At 43.3% G+C, this 18,451-nt stretch carries 16 protein-coding genes; 8 read left to right on the top strand and 8 right to left on the bottom strand.

The features are described from left to right. The first annotated feature begins 330 nt into the window (after window positions 1–330). Together MWG72_RS00245 and ygfZ are read left to right on the top strand one after the other, a co-directional pair. Complete coding sequence (locus MWG72_RS00245) at window positions 331–2,463, top strand: multicopper oxidase family protein (protein WP_247142994.1); 2,133 nt, start codon at window positions 331–333, stop codon at window positions 2,461–2,463. Window positions 2,464–2,577: 114 nt separating this feature from the next. After that, window positions 2,578–3,303 carry a CAF17-like 4Fe-4S cluster assembly/insertion protein YgfZ gene (gene ygfZ / locus MWG72_RS00240; RefSeq protein ID WP_191112626.1) on the top strand — a complete coding sequence of 242 codons (726 nt, stop codon included), beginning with the start codon at window positions 2,578–2,580 and terminating at the stop codon, window positions 3,301–3,303. A 51-nt stretch (window positions 3,304–3,354) separates the two neighbouring features. On the opposite strand, the gene MWG72_RS00235 is transcribed toward ygfZ, so the two are convergent. Beyond that, a complete protein-coding gene (locus MWG72_RS00235; protein ID WP_004645929.1) occupies window positions 3,355–3,600 on the bottom strand; it encodes a hypothetical protein in 246 nt (81 codons plus the stop codon). A 262-nt stretch (window positions 3,601–3,862) separates the two neighbouring features. Here MWG72_RS00235 and MWG72_RS00230 point away from each other — a divergent pair, with 262 nt between their 5' ends. After that, window positions 3,863–4,660: a tetratricopeptide repeat protein gene (locus tag MWG72_RS00230; RefSeq protein WP_191112627.1), complete on the top strand. Its 798-nt coding sequence runs from the start codon at window positions 3,863–3,865 to the stop codon at window positions 4,658–4,660. A gap of 81 nt (window positions 4,661–4,741) precedes the next feature. Here the strand turns inward: MWG72_RS00230 and MWG72_RS00225 are convergent, their stop codons facing one another. The 3 genes from MWG72_RS00225 to MWG72_RS00215 all read right to left on the bottom strand — a co-directional run bounded on the left by MWG72_RS00225 (window position 4,742) and on the right by MWG72_RS00215 (window position 8,199). Beyond that, window positions 4,742–5,668, bottom strand: a complete 927-nt coding sequence (locus tag MWG72_RS00225) for an AEC family transporter (RefSeq protein WP_191112628.1) — start codon at window positions 5,666–5,668, stop codon at window positions 4,742–4,744. 60 nt (window positions 5,669–5,728) lie between these two features. After that, complete coding sequence (locus MWG72_RS00220) at window positions 5,729–6,838, bottom strand: NADH:flavin oxidoreductase/NADH oxidase (protein ID WP_247142993.1); 1,110 nt, start codon at window positions 6,836–6,838, stop codon at window positions 5,729–5,731. A 92-nt stretch (window positions 6,839–6,930) separates the two neighbouring features. Beyond that, on the bottom strand, window positions 6,931–8,199 hold the full coding sequence (locus tag MWG72_RS00215) for a carbohydrate porin (protein ID WP_247142992.1): 1,269 nt from the start codon (window positions 8,197–8,199) through the stop codon (window positions 6,931–6,933). 400 nt (window positions 8,200–8,599) lie between these two features. Between MWG72_RS00215 and mutM the strand changes: the two genes are divergently transcribed. Both mutM and MWG72_RS00205 read left to right on the top strand, forming a co-directional pair. Beyond that, window positions 8,600–9,460: a bifunctional DNA-formamidopyrimidine glycosylase/DNA-(apurinic or apyrimidinic site) lyase gene (mutM, locus tag MWG72_RS00210; RefSeq protein WP_247142991.1), complete on the top strand. Its 861-nt coding sequence runs from the start codon at window positions 8,600–8,602 to the stop codon at window positions 9,458–9,460. Beyond that, the gene (locus MWG72_RS00205) at window positions 9,457–9,741 is read left to right on the top strand and encodes a peptidylprolyl isomerase (protein ID WP_004281718.1); all 285 of its coding nucleotides are present in this window, start codon (window positions 9,457–9,459) and stop codon (window positions 9,739–9,741) included. Before mutM ends, MWG72_RS00205 begins: the two co-directional genes overlap by 4 nt. Before the next feature lie 84 nt (window positions 9,742–9,825). On the opposite strand, the gene mscL is transcribed toward MWG72_RS00205, so the two are convergent. After that, window positions 9,826–10,266, bottom strand: coding sequence for a large conductance mechanosensitive channel protein MscL (gene mscL / locus MWG72_RS00200; RefSeq protein WP_004281717.1), 441 nt, complete (start codon window positions 10,264–10,266; stop codon window positions 9,826–9,828). A 178-nt stretch (window positions 10,267–10,444) separates the two neighbouring features. Further along, window positions 10,445–12,283, bottom strand: coding sequence for a translational GTPase TypA (typA, locus tag MWG72_RS00195; RefSeq protein WP_004281716.1), 1,839 nt, complete (start codon window positions 12,281–12,283; stop codon window positions 10,445–10,447). 174 nt (window positions 12,284–12,457) lie between these two features. Here typA and MWG72_RS00190 point away from each other — a divergent pair, with 174 nt between their 5' ends. The 3 genes from MWG72_RS00190 (at window position 12,458) to MWG72_RS00180 (ending at window position 16,392) form a co-directional block, all read left to right on the top strand. After that, window positions 12,458–13,828: a uracil-xanthine permease family protein gene (locus tag MWG72_RS00190; protein WP_004281715.1), complete on the top strand. Its 1,371-nt coding sequence runs from the start codon at window positions 12,458–12,460 to the stop codon at window positions 13,826–13,828. 66 nt (window positions 13,829–13,894) lie between these two features. Further along, window positions 13,895–14,929 carry a methyltransferase gene (locus MWG72_RS00185; protein ID WP_247142990.1) on the top strand — a complete coding sequence of 345 codons (1,035 nt, stop codon included), beginning with the start codon at window positions 13,895–13,897 and terminating at the stop codon, window positions 14,927–14,929. Then, a complete protein-coding gene (locus tag MWG72_RS00180; protein ID WP_004645936.1) occupies window positions 14,929–16,392 on the top strand; it encodes an amino acid permease in 1,464 nt (487 codons plus the stop codon). The genes MWG72_RS00185 and MWG72_RS00180 overlap by 1 nt, the downstream gene beginning before the upstream one ends. Window positions 16,393–16,445: 53 nt before the next feature. Here MWG72_RS00180 and MWG72_RS00175 read toward each other — a convergent pair whose 3' ends face one another. Both MWG72_RS00175 and omp38 read right to left on the bottom strand, forming a co-directional pair. Continuing rightward, a complete protein-coding gene (locus tag MWG72_RS00175; RefSeq protein WP_005247974.1) occupies window positions 16,446–16,979 on the bottom strand; it encodes a cysteine peptidase family C39 domain-containing protein in 534 nt (177 codons plus the stop codon). A 104-nt stretch (window positions 16,980–17,083) separates the two neighbouring features. Next, window positions 17,084–18,157 (bottom strand): outer membrane protein Omp38, encoded by a 1,074-nt coding sequence (gene omp38 / locus MWG72_RS00170; RefSeq protein WP_005247976.1) that lies wholly within the window; start codon window positions 18,155–18,157, stop codon window positions 17,084–17,086. Between the last annotated feature and the right edge of the window lie 294 nt (window positions 18,158–18,451).

Raw genomic sequence — 18,451 nt, 5'->3', positions numbered from 1 at the left:
TTAAAGCGGTCTTTTGCTAAAAAAATCTGAATAATTCGCCTTATTCTTTAGTCTTATGTTGCAAAATATTTCTCTATATTTTTATTTGATTATTACCCTAAACCACTAATATCATTAATAAATAATTAATTTTATTTGCATTTTTCTAAAGATAAAAAAATATAGTCTCACTGGTTTTCATAGGCCTGTCCTGCCGCCGCATTTAGCAAAATTTCAATCCCCTAATTTGGGATAGCAGATTTTCCAAAACTATCAGAAGCTCAGTGTGACGCATGTCACATTATTCGCAAACCTCACATTAAAACAATAACCATAACAGGCAGAACTGAAATGTTGAAAATCGCAATATTCGGAGCTATAGCCGCCATTTTGACGCTCTTAGCTCGCGGTTGGGATGGAACAAAAAATCCATCACCACCGTCCAATCCATCACCACCGTCCCAACCCTCTCATCCCTCACACCCAACACCTCCACCCAAACCCTCACATCCCGTTCCGACCACATCAGACAGCTTGATTAGCAACCCACCTCTGTTACCGAAAAGTGCCAAGGGCAAATATGAGCTGATCGTGGCCTATAAAACCAGCAAGCTCTATAACCCCAGAAATGGCTTATGGGATCAGGTACTGCTGAGAGGCTATTTAACCAAACCCAGTTTATTTGATAAGAAAAAAACTGGTGAATATGTTGAGGATCAATTGGTCGGGCCACAGATTCGGGTCAAACAGGGTGAAACCTTGGCACTTAACCTGAATAACCAGCTTCCACCCGAGTCAGAAACAACTTGTCCAACTCATGTTGAGAATGTAAATGAACCTCACTGCTTTAATACTACCAACCTGCATACCCATGGCTTCTGGGTCAGTCCTCAAGGCAATAGCGATAATGTTTTCCTGAAATTCAAACCTCAGGAAAAATTTGATTATCAGTTCAAAATGGAACCGAATCATCCCGCAGGGACTTACTGGTATCACGCCCATCTGCACGGTTCAACTGCTCTTCAGGTGTCGAATGGCATGGCCGGCCCATTGATTGTTGAAGGCTCAAGAACGCCAAAAGTCAAAAATGGTAAAGTCACCTCAACTGGAGATATGGATATTCTATGGAAAGAAAAAAACAGTTACCCGAACGAAAACATCCTGTTGTTCCAGCAAATCCAATATCGCTGTAGTAATCCCGATCCTAATATCACATTCGCTGTTCCCAATAACTGTGAAGGTGTAGGTATAGGCATGCTGGAAAATTATAATGACCTGTCTATTAGTGGCTTCTGGACCAACCAGAATTACTACACGTCTATCAACGGTAAAATTGTGGGAGAGATGAAGGTTGAACAGAATGTATTTAACCGCTGGCGCATGATTCATGGCGGTGTACGCGATACCATTGGTTTAATCATAAAGGAAATTCCTGACTCCAGTAAGTTTAGCGCAGAGCAAACCATTAAAGCCTGTTCAGCCTATCAGGAGGCAGACAAGAAAGCTGAATTTGAGAAGCTGAATAGCCTGAATGTGCATACCATCGCGCAAGATGGCTTAACCATGAATCATATACAGACCAGAACCCTGTCCGTGTTCCATCCTGGTTATCGTCATGATGCAATGGTTGCCTTTCCGACCACCAATAGATACTGCATTTTTGACACCAAATTGAATATCGATGATGAAATTAACGCGCCATTACCGAATGTAGGCCCTCAAATTGCTCCAAATCATCGGTTCAATGCCCAACTGCTGGGATGGGTCAATGTAAAAGCAGCCAAGACCAAGGCTCAGACTGCTGCACAGTTCCTGAAAGATCGGGCACAAAAAATTGGTTTAAGCAAAGACATCCAGACCCAGTTATCTCAGCTTAATCTTTCTGCGTTTAGTGATCATCCATCATTGATGACACCCGAAATTGATAAAGTAGTTGCTGCCCGACCAAAACAATATAGTGCTTTTTCGCTCGGCCCCGACCCTAGAACTGGCGTATTCAAATTTGGCTTCCGACATAAAAAAGATGGAGATACACTGAGTTTTGGAGATTTCTTTGATGGAGATGGTTCAGTGGATGGCGAATATGTCCGTCAGTTACAAGTTGGACAGACTGATGAATGGGAACTGACCAGCGCTGGTTTTGGTGGTCATCCGTTCCATATTCATGTTAACCCGTTCCAGATTGTTAAAATTTTGAATCCTCAAGGTAAGGATGTCAGTGAGGCAGTAGCCCCAGAAGATCCGGTGAATCCAGTTCTGGATGATGTGCAATACCGTGGCATGAAAGGACAGTTTAAGGACACGCTTTTTGTAAAACAAAACTATACCTATATTGTCCGCAGCCATTACAAGAAATTTGAAGGTGACTTTGTACAACATTGTCATATCCTCGACCATGAAGATCAGGGCATGATGGAAACCGTACGGGTCTGTGGAGGAAAATTCCCTTGTGATTCGCCATTACCGGCTAGCCATCACCACTAAAGATCTGCTCGCTAAAAGCCAATGATTTCGATTGTTGGCTTTTTTGTTTGCCTCTATTTGATGCTTGCTGCACAATAACTGCATTGATTTATAGTATTCAAAACGGGGCTTATTATGGCAGCGTCTCCTGCTTTTACATTGTTTAGTCTGAATGGTGTAGATGCACAAAAATTCCTTCAAGGTCAGGTGACTTTGAATACTGAAACTTTGGCGGAAAACCAGACACGCTATACTGCAATCTGCAGTCTGAAAGGACGCATTCAATTTGGCTTATGGCTTAAAAAAATCAGTCCGGAAAGCTTTGAAATCGTCAGCACTGAAGATCAGTCCACGGAACTGGCCAATCATATTAAAAAATTTGGCGCTTTCTCAAAAATGAAACTGGAATTGGTCGGTCCGGTTTATCCAGTCATTAATGGCATTCATACTGACTTCGTTACGACTGAAACCGATGCCACCCTTTGGGAGCAGCAAGCCATTGAATCAGGTCAGGCCTGGATCCAGGCGGCTACCGCCAATCTGTTTCAACCTCAGGAATTGCGTTTGCATCAACGCGAAGGCATTCACTATGACAAAGGCTGCTATCTGGGTCAGGAAGTGATTGCGCGCTTATGGTTTAAAGCCAAGCCAAAACACTGGTTACATCTGGTTCAAGGCACAGGTGCCGCGCCTGATATTGCGACCAAATTGAGTAATGATGTTGAAATCGTCAATAGCATCACAATTGCAGATAGTTATAAAGCACTGGTGGTGGCAAAACCTGGGGCATTGACCGAGTTAGGCCTAGAAGTGCTGGAACTTCCTGAAGCGTTGAGCGGTGATGTGGCGCGTCCGCAATAATCACTGCGTAGCCCATAAAAAAGCCAAGATGAAATTCTTGGCTTTTTTATTTTAGAAGCCATGAAACAGCTTGTTCATGTCTTTTACCACATAATCTTTGAAATGATAGGCCCGCGCATGTTTGGCATCAAACTTTGCCGTGAGTTCACCTTTTTGAAAGACATATACCCGGTCTTCCTGACTCATCAAAAACTCTGCACCAAGTTTCATCAGCAGCGCATCAATCTTGTCTTCATCGGCAATCGATTCATCGGCATTGATTCTGTCATAGTGACGTTTAATGGTTTTGACAAACATGGTGAAATCCTGGGAGTCTGATTCAAACCGAGATTTAATCAGAGAAGTCGGCTGAAGCAAAGTAATCCTTTTGATATCTGCAGGATTAATCAGAAATCTGTCGAATCATGCATCGATATAATCGGTGTATTGTGCTTCGATGATTTGTATTTAGTGACAAATTGTATATTTACAAAGCACAAAATCCTTTTATGATGTAAGTGAAAATGATTAAAACCGCACCAAGGAATAAGGTGCCAGCAATAATAAGGTTATAGGAACCATGAAAAAATTAGTACTCGCTGCAGTTCTTGCCCTTTCTGCGCAATTCGCTCTGGCAAATACCGTAAAAGATCAAGTCGATCCCCAATTCCAAAAAATTGAAGCCATGGTCAAAGCCAATAATTTTAAAGGTGCCTATGACGCTTTGAATCAATTGGCCAGTCAGGGAAATGCCCAAGCTTTATATAACTTAGGCTATTTGACCCAAACCGGCCAAGGTACAACCAAGGACGAGAAAAAAGCCATTCAGCTTTACGAGCAGGCAGCCAGCAAAGGCTATCCGGTGGCCAATTATGTACTGGGTAAAAACTATGCAGCCGGCACACTCGGCCTCAAACAGGATTTGGCCAAAGCCAAACAGCATCTGGAACGCGCTTCAGCAGCCAAATTTGATGATGCCAGCATTGATCTGGCCATATTGCTATTTTCTGAAAATACGGCAGCGTCAAATAAAGCCGGACTACAAAAGCTGCAACCGCTGATCAGCAAAGGCAATATGCAGGCCATTCATGCCAAAGCCTTATATGACATCAGCAGCGGTTTCAAAAACAAAGATGAAAAACCGATTCAGCAAGGCCTAAGCAGCATTCAGGAACTGGCAAAAAAAGGTTATATTCCAGCGCTGATGGCAGTAGGTAATATGTTTGCCAATGGCAGTATTGTTCCGCAAAACCTGCCAGAAGCGAAGAAAATCTTTGCTGCATTGGCGCAGCAAAATGTTCCGCAGGCCAAGGAATCTTTGGCAGCAGTAGATAAAATGCTGGCTGAGCAGAAAAAAGTACCTGCGAAGAAAAGTTAAGTTAATTCCACAAAATTAAAATATAAAAAGCCCCATGCAATTTGGGGCTTTTTAATAGCAGAGCATTCATCTTCTAAAAGATTATCCCCACCACAAGGCAATTAAGCCACTGGTCACGATAAAACCAACAATGGTACTCATCAACAGTGGCGTTAAGGTTCGATCATTCAGACCATATGCCTGTCCCAACATGCCAAAAATCGTCGGCATCGGCAAAGCAGCAATGAGCGTACCGGCATGGACCATTTCCTGACTTAAATCAGTTAACTGGCTCAGTCCCAGATACATCAATAACGGCATCATGATATTGCTGGAAAATACCAGATAGAAACTTTGCAGATTGACATATTTCAGACTCATTCCCACGATCCCACCGCCAATGGCAAACAGGGCCAATGGTGAGGCTGTCTGACCAATCAAGGCAAAGACCTGATCGAGATAGACTGGAATTTTAATCTGGAAAACCGCACAGCCCATGCCGAGCATTACTCCCATAAATAAGGGATTCTTCAGCAAGGTCAGCAGTACACTTTTCAGAATAGCGCCGAGATTTGCCTGATGTTGAGTACCCAGCGCCGCCATGACCAGTACCAGCGGAATCAACAGTACGCTTTCGATGATTACCACCAGAGAGGTATAGGTCATCGCCTGTTGCCCGATCAATAAACTGAGCACAGCCGTACCAATCAGGCCAGTATTCGACATTGCAGCGCCCAGCGACAGCACTGCACTTTGCGAATGAGTATTTTTAAAATGACGGCGCATGATCCAGAAACCGCTGCCATAAAGCAGTAAGGTCACGCTGCTATACACGGCAAAGTATTCAAAATACCAGATTTCATGCAGGTCTTTGGAGGCAAGGGACTGAAAGAACAGCAAGGGCAAGGCTACTTTAATCACAAAAGCACCGACCGTCCCCACCTGCTCTTTGCTTAACACTTGACTCTTTACAGTCAGATAACCCAGTGCCAACAATAAAAATATGGGCACAATGACCGCAAAAATCATAATGCAGTCTCCTCTTGCCAGTGATATTCCATTATAAGAATTTCTGAGACTAAAGCAGTGTTAAAAAGGCTCAAACAGGTGATTCAAACCATGCGGTGCACAGCGCAGATATTGTGGTGAAATCTTGATTTTTTCCTCAAGTGCTGCCGCTGCATGCCAAGGCCAATGTGGATCATAAAGAATGGCACGAGCCAGTGCGATAGCGTCGGCTTGGCCCTTTTGTAAAATATCTTCTGCCTGCTTAGCTTCAGTAATCAATCCCACGGCAATCACGGGAATATTCACGACTTTCTTGATCGCATCTGCAAAAGGTACCTGATAATTCGGCTTCACATCAATGTTCTGTTTGACATGCAGCCCGGCACTGGAGATATGAATATAGGCAGCACCCGCAGCTTCTAGTGCTTTAGACAATTCAACTGAAGAATCAATGGTCCAGCTGTCTGGCTGATCCATCCAGTCGCTGGCTGAAATACGCACTCCAATTGGATAACCTTCTGGAACCGCCGCTTTCATGGCTTGTAATACTTCCAGAGTCAGGCGCATCCGGTTCTCCAGTGAACCGCCATACTGATCATCACGTTTATTGGAAAGTGGTGACATGAACTGATGCAGTAAATAACCATGCGCTGCATGCAGCTCAATCAGGTCAAAACCAGCCTCAACTGCACGTTTGGCACTTTCTGCAAAGTCAGCAATGACCTGCTCAATTTCCAACTGGCTTAATGCCTTAGGTGGATGTTCATCGGCCTGAAAAGGAATATCACTGGCAGAAACAGTTTGCCAGCCATGTGCTTCATTCGGCTTAAACTGACCTTTACCTGCCCATGGTTTATCTGTGGAAGCTTTACGTCCGGCATGTGCGAGCTGAATGGCAAAAGGCATCGGGGAGATGGATTTGACTTTTTCTAGTAAAGTCTTGATCTGCTTTGCCTGTTCGTCATTCCATAAACCCAGATCGGCATAACTGATCCGGCCTTCTGGCTGTACCGCAGTCGCTTCGACAATACATAAACCTGCACCCGATAAGGCATAGTTAGCCCATTGCTGCTCGTGCCAATAGGTAATTTCCCCCTGCTCTGTTGCAGAGTACTGACACATCGGCGCAATTACGATTTTATTTTGAAGTTGCAGTGATCCAAATTGAATAGGTTGAAATAGTAATGCCACGCTGTATTTCCTCTTTTTATTGCACAGTTTCACTCTAGAAATAAAAACAGGCTCCCAAGAGCCTGTTTAGTTATAACGTGAACGATCAAACTTTAGAAGATGATTCGTGTAGTCAAACCGAGTACCAGTGCATCATCCACATTGTTGCTTGAACCTGGATTAATGACATATTGCAGGTTTGGACGCAGCATCAGCCACTTTGTTGTGTTATAGCTATAGTTCAGTTCAATATTGTATTCTGCATCAGCATTGAAAGCTGGCCGTGAATCAGCAAAGCGATCATTCACATGCACACGGTTGACCGCCAGACCTAAAATGTCGTTCGGTTGACTGTCCGCAAGACCGATATATTTCACACCAATTTGTTGTGAATTATCCACTTTATTGGTATCGCGGTCATGCCAGGTAAAGTTGGCAAATGAATGCAAACCCTGACGGCCCTGACCTGTAGACGTTAACTGTTGTTCTACAGCTAACCAGCCTGCAAAGGTACGGTTTTTGGCATCAGTAGGATTGGCAATATCTTTTTGGTTGGCAACATCATCGGCCGTATTGTACATCCCGCCAACCCGGTAGCTGCCTGGCAGGCCATTCACTAATGATTTCGGTGTCCAGATTACTTCTGCTGGAATTGTCACGCCATCTGCATGGTCGGTATCCAGACTCCAGCCTTGACCTTCTTTAGCGCCATTACCACTATCCGGATTAAACTCATACACACCGACTTGTACGGCAAGTTCAGGATTGAGTTGCTGCTTCACGCGCGCACCCCATTGTGCTACAGGCGTATTCATCCAGATATTGCCCTGCCATTTACCCATCTGTGCAGCACAAAATGCCGTACTGGCAAAATCACAAGCCATGACATTAAAGTCCATGCCCAGACCAAGACGACCCGCCTTAATACTGAGCCCTTGGTCTTTATAATTCTTTTCAATAGACAGCTCGCTCAGACGGCTATCCTGATTACCACGCCCAAAAGTGCCTTGTACATTGGCCAGCTGTGGTGCATTAGGATCCTGCAAGTCACGAACAGAGGTACTTTGACCCTGGCGTGCACTCATCACGGCACGTACAGTGACACCATTCCATCCCGCCAGCTTTTCCATATCCAGTTGAGTACCCAGCCATAATTGGGCAGAAGTTAATGGATCTGCGCCGTCATTACGACCACCATCAGCAAGATAAGCAGTATCGGTTAATAGATTGGCTTCAAATTTAATTCCCTGTTGGGCCAGTTCTGTACGTTGACCATTCCAGTCCCCCAGTAAATACTGACCTTGTGGATCAAATGCAGATTCCGCCTGAGCGGTTGTCATGGCAGCCATTAAAGGCAATAGAGCTAGACCTAAATATTTCATGTAAAACCTAAACATTCGGAGAGAAAAACAAGCAAGGTTTTTAAATTGCTATTAGGTGCATGAATTTACATAACTTTTCATATAAATTCCCAGCATTTTTTTTATTACTCATTAAACTTTTAGTTATGTCTTAAACGTAAAAATATAATTTTTATTTTAATAAGCTTAAATTATTTATATATTTTTCATTAGTTTATAATTGTATTGATAATTTCCATTCGATTTCCTTCTAAGAAAATTCGCTATAAAAACATAGAAACCCAGTTTATTCTTTAAACAATTCCAGCTTAAATAAATATGAAATACCCAGTCATTTTCCAGCGATTTCACCCAGATTAACGCTTGCAATCCCAGCCAATTCACCCAATATTAGCTGCATCTCCCTCGCCACTGATGTGTTATGCCTGAATTACCAGAAGTTGAAACCACCAAAACCAGTTTATTGCCTTTATTAGAGCAACGCGTAAAACGTGTTGAAGTACGTCAGTCAAGTTTGCGCTGGCCTATTCCGGAGAATATAGAAAAGCTGGTGGGGCAAAAATTACTGAAGCTCACTCGCCGTTCTAAATATATTCTGGCGGAGTTTGAACACGACACCATGCTCTGGCATTTAGGCATGTCGGGGAGTTTCCGTCTATGCGAGAGCAATGAAGAATTACGCAAACATGACCATCTAATCATTCAGTTTGAAGATATCGAACTGCGTTATCATGATCCTCGCCGTTTTGGCTGCATTCTTTGGCTGGATGCACAATCACAAAGCAAATTGATCGATACGCTGGGGCCAGAGCCCTTAAGCGAGAACTTTAATGCCAAGTATTTATTTGAAAAATTGAAGAATAAAAATGTTGGCACCAAAGTTGCAATTATGGATAACCATGTAGTGGTGGGCGTAGGCAATATTTATGCGACTGAAAGTCTGTTTAATCTGGGGATTCATCCGGCACAACCGGCCTCGACGTTAAGCTTGGTGCAGATTGAAAAGCTAGTGCTGGAAATCAAGCGTATCTTGAAACAGGCAATTGATCTGGGTGGTTCAACCTTAAGAGACTACACCAATGCCATGGGCGAAAATGGCTATTTTCAGCAAACCCTGCTGGCTTATGGCCGTGCCGGTGAAATGTGTGTGAACTGCGAGACCACACTTGAAAATATTAAATTGGGACAACGGGCTTCAGTTTTTTGTCCTGAGTGCCAACCTTTGAAAAAGATTCAGCTCCCTGTCAAAAAAGTGGCAACTGTACGAGGGAAAAAGTCATGAAAACAGCCATTGTGCGTCATATTCTGGTTAAAGATAAAGAAACCGCTGAGCAGCTTAAAAAGAAGATTTTAAGTGGTGCCGACTTTAATAAAATCGCAAAACAGTATTCAACCTGTAATTCTGCCAAACGTGGCGGTGAGCTAGGTGAAGTAAAGAAAGGCCAGCTGGTTCCAGTGATTGATAAACTGGTTTTTACTGCCGCTGAACGTGTATTACATGGCCCGGTCAAAAGCCAGTTTGGTTTTCATTTGGTCGAAATCAAGTTTCGGATGGATTTTTAATATTTATAAATCCCTCCTTACCTCCCTTTGACAAAGGGAGGAGTTCCCCCTTTATAAAAGGGGGATTTAGGAGGATTAGAAAAATTAGACTTGAGGTGGACGCTTTTTCAATTCATCACGAATTTCACGCAGCAATTCAATATCGGCTGGAGTAGTCGGAGTTTCCTCGACTGGGCCTTCTTGTTTACGTAAACGGTTCATGAATTTCACCAATAAAAATACGACCCAAGCCAAAATTAAGAAGTTAATTAAAATCGTTAAAAAGTTACCATAAGTCAGTACATTCACACCCGCCTTAGTCAAGGCATCCAAAGATTGTAAATTGTCTGGGTTTCTTCCTAAGATAAAGAATTTTTGCGTAAAATCGACGCCACCACCGGTGATCACGGTAATTAAAGGCATAATGATGTCTTTCACCAATGAATCGATGATCTTGCTAAAAGCACCACCGATGATGACACCAATCGCCAGATCCATCATATTGCCTTTGATCGCAAACTCTTTAAATTCTTGAATAATACTCATAACTGCTCCCATATTTTATTTTCAAGTTTTGGGTCAAATTATACCTGAGTAAATACTTTTAATTTTGACTTAATTTAATGCGTTTTAGTAAATTGCAATGTGAGCATCGCTTAAATATAAAAAAAACCGTAATCTTCGAAAAGATTACGGTTTTTGAAAACCCGAAATAATCTAGCGATTATTTACCTGAACGGTTACGTTTACGTTCGTTTTCAGTCAAGAAACGCTTACGGATACGGATTGACTTAGGTGTTACTTCTACTAGTTCATCATCTTCAATAAACTCAAGCGCTTGCTCAAGCGTATATTCAATCGCAGGAACCAGCGTTAACGCATCATCAGTACCAGAAGCACGTACGTTGGTTAACTGTTTTGCTTTAGTCGGGTTAACTGTCATGTCGTCTGAACGAGAGTTAATACCGATGATCATACCTTCATAAACTTCTAACTGTGGTTTCGCGAATAGACGACCACGGTCTTGAAGTGTGAACAGTGCATAGCCCAGGCAAGTACCTTGAACCATAGAAATCAGTACACCGTTTTGACGTTTCGCAACAGTACCTTGCTTCATTGGACCGTAGTGCGAGAAGCTAGACGTCATGATCCCTGTACCAGAAGTCATGGTCAGGAATTCAGAACGGAAACCAATCAGACCGCGTGAAGGAACAGTGGCTTCAATACGGATACGGCCTTTACCGTCAACTTCCATATTGGTCATTTCGCCTTTCCGGTGACCCATTTGTTCCATTACAGCGCCTTGGTGCTGTTCTTCAACGTCAAAAGTAACGTTTTCGTATGGCTCTTGTTTTTCACCATCAATTTCTTTGATGATTACTTGCGGACGCGATACGCCCATTTCGAAGCCTTCACGACGCATGTTTTCAATAAGAACTGAAAGATGAAGTTCACCACGACCAGATACTTTGAAACGGTCTGGGCTGTCAGTATCTTCAACACGTAATGCTACGTTGTGAATCAATTCACGATCTAGACGTTCACGGATATTACGTGAAGTTACGAACTTACCTTCTTTACCAGCAAACGGTGAGTTGTTTACCTGGAATGTCATCGATACTGTAGGTTCATCTACAGATAATGGAGGTAAAGCTTCAACATTTTTCGGATCACAGATGGTGTCAGAAATATTGAGTGCATCGATACCCGTTACACAAACGATATCGCCTGCAGAAGCTTCTTCAACGTCAACGCGATCTAGACCATGATAACCCATGATTTTTAAGATACGGCCGTTACGTGTTTTGCCATCTTTATCGATTACAGTTACTTGTGTGTTTAATTTCACTGAACCGCGCTGGATACGACCAATACCGATAACGCCTACGAAGCTGTTATAGTCAAGTGAAGATACTTGCATTTGGAATGGGCCATCAACATCAACTGCTGGTGGTTCAACGATGTCTACGATCGTTTGGAACAACGGAGTCATGTCTTCAGCAAGTTCTTCTGGAGAAGGACCAGCAACACCACGAAGGCCTGAAGCATAAACAACTGGGAAGTCTAACTGTTCGTCAGAAGCACCTAAGTTATCGAACAGATCGAATACTTGGTCAATTACCCAGTCTGGACGCGCGCTTGGCTTGTCGACTTTGTTAATAATCACGATTGGTTTTAAACCACGTGCGAACGCTTTTTGCGTTACGAAACGAGTTTGTGGCATCGGGCCTTCTTGTGAGTCTACAAGAAGAAGTACGCAGTCAACCATCGACATTACACGTTCAACTTCACCACCGAAGTCGGCGTGTCCCGGGGTGTCCACGATGTTAATACGGTATTCAGTATTGGTACGTTCATCTAACCATTTGATTGCAGTGTTTTTTGCAAGAATGGTAATACCACGTTCGCTTTCAATAGCGCCAGAATCCATGACACGCTCGATCTCACCCGCGCGATCACCGAGAGCACCTGATTGTTGCAAAAGTTTGTCTACAAGAGTGGTTTTACCATGATCGACGTGCGCAATAATGGCGATGTTACGGAGAGTTTTAATATCTGACATGTAAATTCAATGCGTATGTAATTTGAGGGCAAATTATACAGAAAAATACAAAACTTTTATAGTCACTGTAACCACACTCCTCAACTTTTTTTGCTCCGTTGGGGCTTTTTTGATTTTGTAAAGACGTGTAACTCGATTAGAATAGCGCCACCCAGCCTTAATTTGCATTGACACATGTCTGATTTTAATCAATCTCCTCCTTCTAAAGATCAACTCGACCTGGTATATGGTCTGGAAGATCGACCAAAACCATTAATTGCTTTTTTAGCTGCATTCCAGCACTTACTGGCGATTATTGTCCCGATTGTGACCCCTGGCCTGCTGATTTGTTTGGCACTCGGTGTTTCCAAAGAAGACACCAACATGATTTTATCCATGTCCTTGGTGATCTCGGGCATCGCGACTTTTTTACAGTCTAAAAAAGTCGGACCTTTTGGTGCCGGTCTGCTGATTGTCCAAGGAACCAGCTTTAACTTTATCGGTCCAATTATTGGTATTGGTTCAGCCATGGTGGCTGCAGGTACACCTGTAGAAGCAGTCATGGCTTCTATTTTTGGTGTGGTGATTGCAGGTGCATTTATTGAAATGGGCGTGTCACAAATTCTGCCTTGGATCAAAAAACTGATTACACCGCTGGTGACCGGGATTGTCGTGCTGCTGATTGGTTTGACCTTAATTAAAGAAGGTTTAATCAGTATGGGCGGTGGTTATCAGGCCATGAGCGATAAAACTTTTGCCAATGCTGACAACCTGATCATGTCTTGTACCGTCTTGGCGTTGATTATTATTCTGAACCGTATCCGGATTACCTGGGTAAAAAGTTCTGCCATTTTGATCGCCCTAATCTGTGGTTATGTTCTGGCGGGCTTTATGGGACATCTGGATTTCTCTGGTCTAAAAGATGCACCGTTGGTACAGATTCCAACCCCAATGCATTTCGGTTTAAGCTTCTCCTGGAGCCTGTTTATTCCGATGGCATTCATCTATCTGGTGACCTCTTTAGAAGCGATTGGTGATATCACTGCGACTTCAAAGCTTTCCAACCAGCCAGTTGATGGTCCAAAATGGATGCAGCGCATTAAAGGCGGTGTACTGGTAAATGGCGCGAATTCATTCCTTGCCGGTATTTTTAACACCTTCCCGAGTTCCGTATTTGCACAAAATAATGGCGTAATCCAGTTAACGGGCGTAGCAAGTCGTTATGTCGGTATCTGGATTGCTGCTTTGCTGGTTATTCTTGGTTTGCTGCCTGCAGTTGCTGGTATTATTCAGGCCGTTCCGCAAGCGGTACTGGGTGGTGCAGTGATGGTGATGTTTGGTGCAGTCGCAGCATCTGGTATTAACATTCTGTCTGGTGTCCATCTGGACCGTCGTGCCCTGCTGATTATTGCGATTTCACTGGCGCTGGGTTTAGGTGTTGCACAAGTTCCACAAATTCTTGAGCATCTTCCTGAGTTATTCCGTAATATCTTTAGCTCAGGCGTTGCTACTGGTGGTATCGCTGCCCTTATTCTGAATGTAGTACTTCCTGAAACAAAGAAGTAATTTCATGTCCAAAGAACACTGTCTAGGTCAGACTTAGGCAGTGTTCTTTATATTGGAGAGATACCTATGGATCCTAAAAGCGAAGTTTTATTAAGACAATATGATTTTTTGTCGGGTCGCATCCTACTGATTAATGCACCGACAGATGATCTACTCGCTGAATTCGATGCCTCTATCAATCCCGCTGTCTGGACATGGAATTTTAACGATTTTCAATATTTCCAGTCACAACAAGCAGATGTGCATTTTGGTGCAGAGATGCCTGAGGGTGAGTTTGATCAGGCGGTTATTTTTGTACCTAAGTCTAAAGAACTCTTAAATTACTTACTGCATAATGTGGCAGCGCAGCTTAAACCGGGTAGCAGTGTTTTCTTGGTCGGTGAAAAGAAAGGTGGGATAGAACGTGCAGCCAAACAGTTGCAGCCTTTTGGTAAGACACTCAAACTTGACAGCGCACGTCATTGCCAGCTGTGGCAATTGGTTCTAGACCATACGGTCGAGAAAAAAGCACTTGCAGACTGGGCGCAGCACTATACCGTATCTACACCAAATGGTGATCTGAATATTTGTGCACTTCCGGGCGTTTTTAGTCAAAACCGTTTGGATGTCGGTACTGCCACACTATTACCTTATTTGTCACAAGTCACTTCAGGTAAAATTGCTGACTTTGGCTGTGGCGCAGGCGTCATTAGTGCGTATCTGGCAAAATTAAATCCGAAAAACCGGATTTTTGCCATGGATGTCGATGCCTTTGCACTGGCTTCTACGCAAATGACCTTTGCAGAAAACCAGCTTACTCCTGAACAGATTGAAATCAAAGCGGTCACTGGCATTGAGGATACACCCTTGTTCCTACATGCTATTGTCAGTAATCCGCCTTTTCATATGGGAATCGAAACTGATTACACGGCAAGCGAAACCTTGTGTAAAACCTCACGTCGTCATTTAAAATCGGGCGGCGAGCTTTGGATCGTGGCCAACCGTTTCTTGAACTACCCGACCCTGATTGAACAAAACTTTGGTCGCTGCACAGTGAAAGCGGATCAACAAGGCTTTAAAGTGCTCTTCGCCAGCACTCAAAAAAATGTTAAGGAATCATGATGAGCGAAACGCAAAACACGATGCAGCTGCAGCGTAAGCTGGGTGCTCGTCATCTGAATATGATCGCCATTGGCGGATCAATTGGTACAGGTCTATTCCTGGCCTCAGGGGCGACCATTGCCAACGCTGGACCAGGCGGTGCACTACTTGCATATGTACTGATTGGGATCATGATTTATTTCTTGATGACCAGTCTAGGCGAGCTTGCCACACATAACCCGACCTCAGGTGCATTCTTCACTTACGGCACTAAATATGTCGAGGGTGGTTTTGGTTTCGCTCTGGGCTGGAACTACTGGTACAACTGGGCCATTACCGTAGCTTTTGAGCTGGTTGCCGTTCAGTTCATTATGAAATTCTGGTTTCCCGATATACCGGGTGTGTACTGGAGCGCCATTTTCCTTGCGATTATTTTCGGGATTAATGCCCTGACGGTAAAAGGCTTTGGCGAATCTGAATTTTTCTTTTCTCTGGTGAAAGTTCTCGCGATCATTGCCTTTATCATCATCGGAATCTGGATGATCGTGAAGATCATGCTCACCCCGGGTGCGGAAGCATTTGCCAACTGGAGCATTGGTGATGCACCCTTTGTCGGTGGTTTCCAGGCATTAATTGGCGTGGCGATGATTGCCGGATTCTCCTTCCAGGGTACCGAAATGGTCGGTGTGGCGGCAGGTGAATCGAAAGATCCAAAGAAAACCATTCCGGTAGCTATTAAACAGATTTTCTGGCGTATCCTGTTGTTTTATATTGTGTGTATTTTCATTATCGGCACCTTGATTGCCTATAATGATCCACGTTTATTACAGGCCGCTGCAACAGATAATATTGCGCTTTCGCCATTCACCTTATTGTATGAAAAAGCCGGTTTTGCCTTTGCCGCCAGTATCATGAATGCAGTGATCCTGACCGCTATTCTATCTGCGGGTAATTCTGGCATGTATTCATCTACCCGTATGCTGTTTGATATGTCGCGTAAAGGCAGTGCACCTAAAATGTTTGCGCGTCTGGACCCGCGTGGTGTGCCAATGAATGCACTCTATGCCACTACGGCGATCGCAGCTCTATGCTTCCTGACTACTTTCTTTGGTGAACAGGAAGTCTTTAACTGGCTGCTAAACATGTCAGGGATGTGTGGCTTTATTGTCTGGCTCGGGATTGCAATTTCGCATTACCGCTTCCGCAAAGGTTATTTGGCTCAAGGTTATAAACTGGAAGATCTGGCTTATCGCGCTAAATTCTTTCCTTTCGCCCCTTGGTTTGCGTTTATCCTGTGTGCGATTGTCGTCCTTGGACAGAACTATCAGGATGTTTTGGCCGGTCAATGGATGGGTGTGCTATCGACCTATATCAGTATTCCGCTATTCCTGGCCATCTGGTTCGGATACAAATGGAAGAAAAAAACCAAACTGGTCTCTTATCAAGAGATGGATGTGCAGCCGATGAAACTTGATCAGGAATAACCCAGCCAATAATGAAAAAGCAGTCTCAGGACTGCTTTTTTAATCTCTTTATTTTAGCTATTTCGCATTACAAAGTTACGGTCATCAATCACAATCGCTTGCTGGCAAATTCCGTCTACTCGACGTTGCTGCTCAAACACATGCGCCGGCATTGCCTCAAAGCTATCAAAGAAGCTGATTTCATTTTCATCGATTGCATAAACTAATGAATGATTACCCACACCTTCTAGGGTATCGTAAAATACAATCACAAAACAGCCTGCTTCTACATTTTCCTGAATTTCTGCATACGACAATGGCTGCTCTGTAACAGGAATATTTAAGCGATGAGCTTGTTGATAGAAATCGACTTCAATTGGCTGTTTATCTGCATCATGTTCAGTATAAAAATCGACATCCAGACCAAGTGTTTTTAAAGCAACCGCAAGTGCGATGCTGGAGCTTCCCATTTCAGGGTCATGTTGACAGAGCTGAGTTAAATCAGGAATATTCAAATCAATTCCATAATGATGAAAAATCATCCATATTGCAAAAACTCCACCATTGGCTTCCAGATTTTGCAAGTCTTCAGGAATTTCGACACTCATATTTTTACTCAACGACATCTTAACGAGCTAAGTGTAGTCAAAGTACAGACATAAAAAAAGCGACTCCGAAGAGCCGCTTTTTTTAACTAGCATTCAATAACGAATTATTGAGCTGGTTGTTCTACAACTGGTTGTTCAGCTAAAACAGTACGGCTACCAGTAATCGTCGCGAATACACGACGGTTCATAGCACGACCTTCTTTAGTGTTGTTGTCAGCAATCGGTTGATCCCAAGCGAAACCTTGAGTAGACAAACGAGATGCATCTACGTTGTATTCGTTCACAAGTGAAGATTTAACAGAGTTAGCACGCGCTAGAGATAAACGTTCGTTCAATGCACGTGGACCAGTGTTATCAGTGTGACCTTCGATGCGAGCAGTAGCGTTTGGATATTCAACTAACTTCTCAGCAACTTTCGCGATTTCTGGTTTGTATTGATCTTTGATGTTTGATTTGTTGGTATCAAAGAACACACGAAGTTCCATGTTCAGGTCTTCAGTCAACTCTTGTGGAGCTGGAGCAACCGGAGTTACTGGCTCAACTGGAGCAACTTCTACCACTGGAGCAGCTGGCTTCAAACGACCGCCTAGAACTACGTTAAGACCAGCAAGTGCTGTATAGTTCCAGAATTTTTCGTCAAAGTGGTAAGTACCACGTGCTTCTGTACGTAGCGCCAATGCATCGTTGATATGCCAGAATGCACCAACACCTGCGTTACCTAGAGTACCTTCTTCTTCAAGACCACGACCTGCACGACCAATAGCAGTATCTGCAGCACCATCAAATTCATATTTGTAGTGACCCGCACCCAAAAGCATGTATGGCTTCACTTTGCTGTCATAGTTACCAGTGAATACATCAGAAGTTGCATAGAAGTTACCCGCAATATTCTGACCTTTGTATTCAGCACCAGGTAGATCAGTCATATCGCCTTTAACCTGGCTATATTCAGCTTCAAAACCTAGCCATGGCGTTAATTCAACACCAATCGCCGCACCTACAAATAAATCATCTTCCATTTGACCAAAGGTGGTTAACTCTCCATCGTCACCGCCATTGTTGTGCTGAGTGTCTTGGAAGGTATAACCTAACATCAACGGAGTAACAGTTACGCCTGCATTGGCAGCAGCAAAAGGTGCAGCTACAAGCATAGCTAAAGCAATACGACTCATTTTCATGGATTTATCCTCCAGAGATAACAATTGTTGTTCAAGCTCAAGCCCGTAATAGGCCATCCTGAGATAGGCTTTTTATTACCCCAGTATTATTCTTAAGCTATTCACATGGCATCATACAAACACTTTTTTATTTTTCCAAGTGCTTGATTAATCTAATCAAGTAAATTATTGACAAAATTACTTACAATTTCCGTTGTAATTCAGTAATTTTTTACTCAATTTTTTATTCTGAATGACCTATTGTGATTGCCAATTATTTTTAACAGCTTTCTTGAAACTTAAGTAAGTACTGAT

Origin of the sequence: Acinetobacter lwoffii (assembly GCF_022967985.1) — a bacterium.
Classification (GTDB): Bacteria; Pseudomonadota; Gammaproteobacteria; order Pseudomonadales; family Moraxellaceae; genus Acinetobacter.
The sequence above is the reverse complement of the archived record's forward strand: the minus strand, read 5'-3'. Positions and strand labels throughout refer to the sequence as shown.

What these genes read in the sequence shown, in the direction of transcription:
- MWG72_RS00245 (WP_247142994.1), top strand. Translation starts at nt 331, where the DNA reads ATGTTGAAAATCGCAATATTCGGAGCTATAGCCGCCATTTTGACGCTC.
- ygfZ (WP_191112626.1), top strand. Translation starts at nt 2,578, where the DNA reads ATGGCAGCGTCTCCTGCTTTTACATTGTTTAGTCTGAATGGTGTAGAT.
- MWG72_RS00235 (WP_004645929.1), bottom strand. Translation starts at nt 3,600, where the DNA reads ATGTTTGTCAAAACCATTAAACGTCACTATGACAGAATCAATGCCGAT.
- MWG72_RS00230 (WP_191112627.1), top strand. Translation starts at nt 3,863, where the DNA reads ATGAAAAAATTAGTACTCGCTGCAGTTCTTGCCCTTTCTGCGCAATTC.
- MWG72_RS00225 (WP_191112628.1), bottom strand. Translation starts at nt 5,668, where the DNA reads ATGATTTTTGCGGTCATTGTGCCCATATTTTTATTGTTGGCACTGGGT.
- MWG72_RS00215 (WP_247142992.1), bottom strand. Translation starts at nt 8,199, where the DNA reads ATGAAATATTTAGGTCTAGCTCTATTGCCTTTAATGGCTGCCATGACA.
- mutM (WP_247142991.1), top strand. Translation starts at nt 8,600, where the DNA reads ATGCCTGAATTACCAGAAGTTGAAACCACCAAAACCAGTTTATTGCCT.
- MWG72_RS00205 (WP_004281718.1), top strand. Translation starts at nt 9,457, where the DNA reads ATGAAAACAGCCATTGTGCGTCATATTCTGGTTAAAGATAAAGAAACC.
- mscL (WP_004281717.1), bottom strand. Translation starts at nt 10,266, where the DNA reads ATGAGTATTATTCAAGAATTTAAAGAGTTTGCGATCAAAGGCAATATG.
- typA (WP_004281716.1), bottom strand. Translation starts at nt 12,283, where the DNA reads ATGTCAGATATTAAAACTCTCCGTAACATCGCCATTATTGCGCACGTC.
- MWG72_RS00190 (WP_004281715.1), top strand. Translation starts at nt 12,458, where the DNA reads ATGTCTGATTTTAATCAATCTCCTCCTTCTAAAGATCAACTCGACCTG.
- MWG72_RS00185 (WP_247142990.1), top strand. Translation starts at nt 13,895, where the DNA reads ATGGATCCTAAAAGCGAAGTTTTATTAAGACAATATGATTTTTTGTCG.
- MWG72_RS00180 (WP_004645936.1), top strand. Translation starts at nt 14,929, where the DNA reads ATGAGCGAAACGCAAAACACGATGCAGCTGCAGCGTAAGCTGGGTGCT.
- MWG72_RS00175 (WP_005247974.1), bottom strand. Translation starts at nt 16,979, where the DNA reads ATGAGTGTCGAAATTCCTGAAGACTTGCAAAATCTGGAAGCCAATGGT.
- omp38 (WP_005247976.1), bottom strand. Translation starts at nt 18,157, where the DNA reads ATGAAAATGAGTCGTATTGCTTTAGCTATGCTTGTAGCTGCACCTTTT.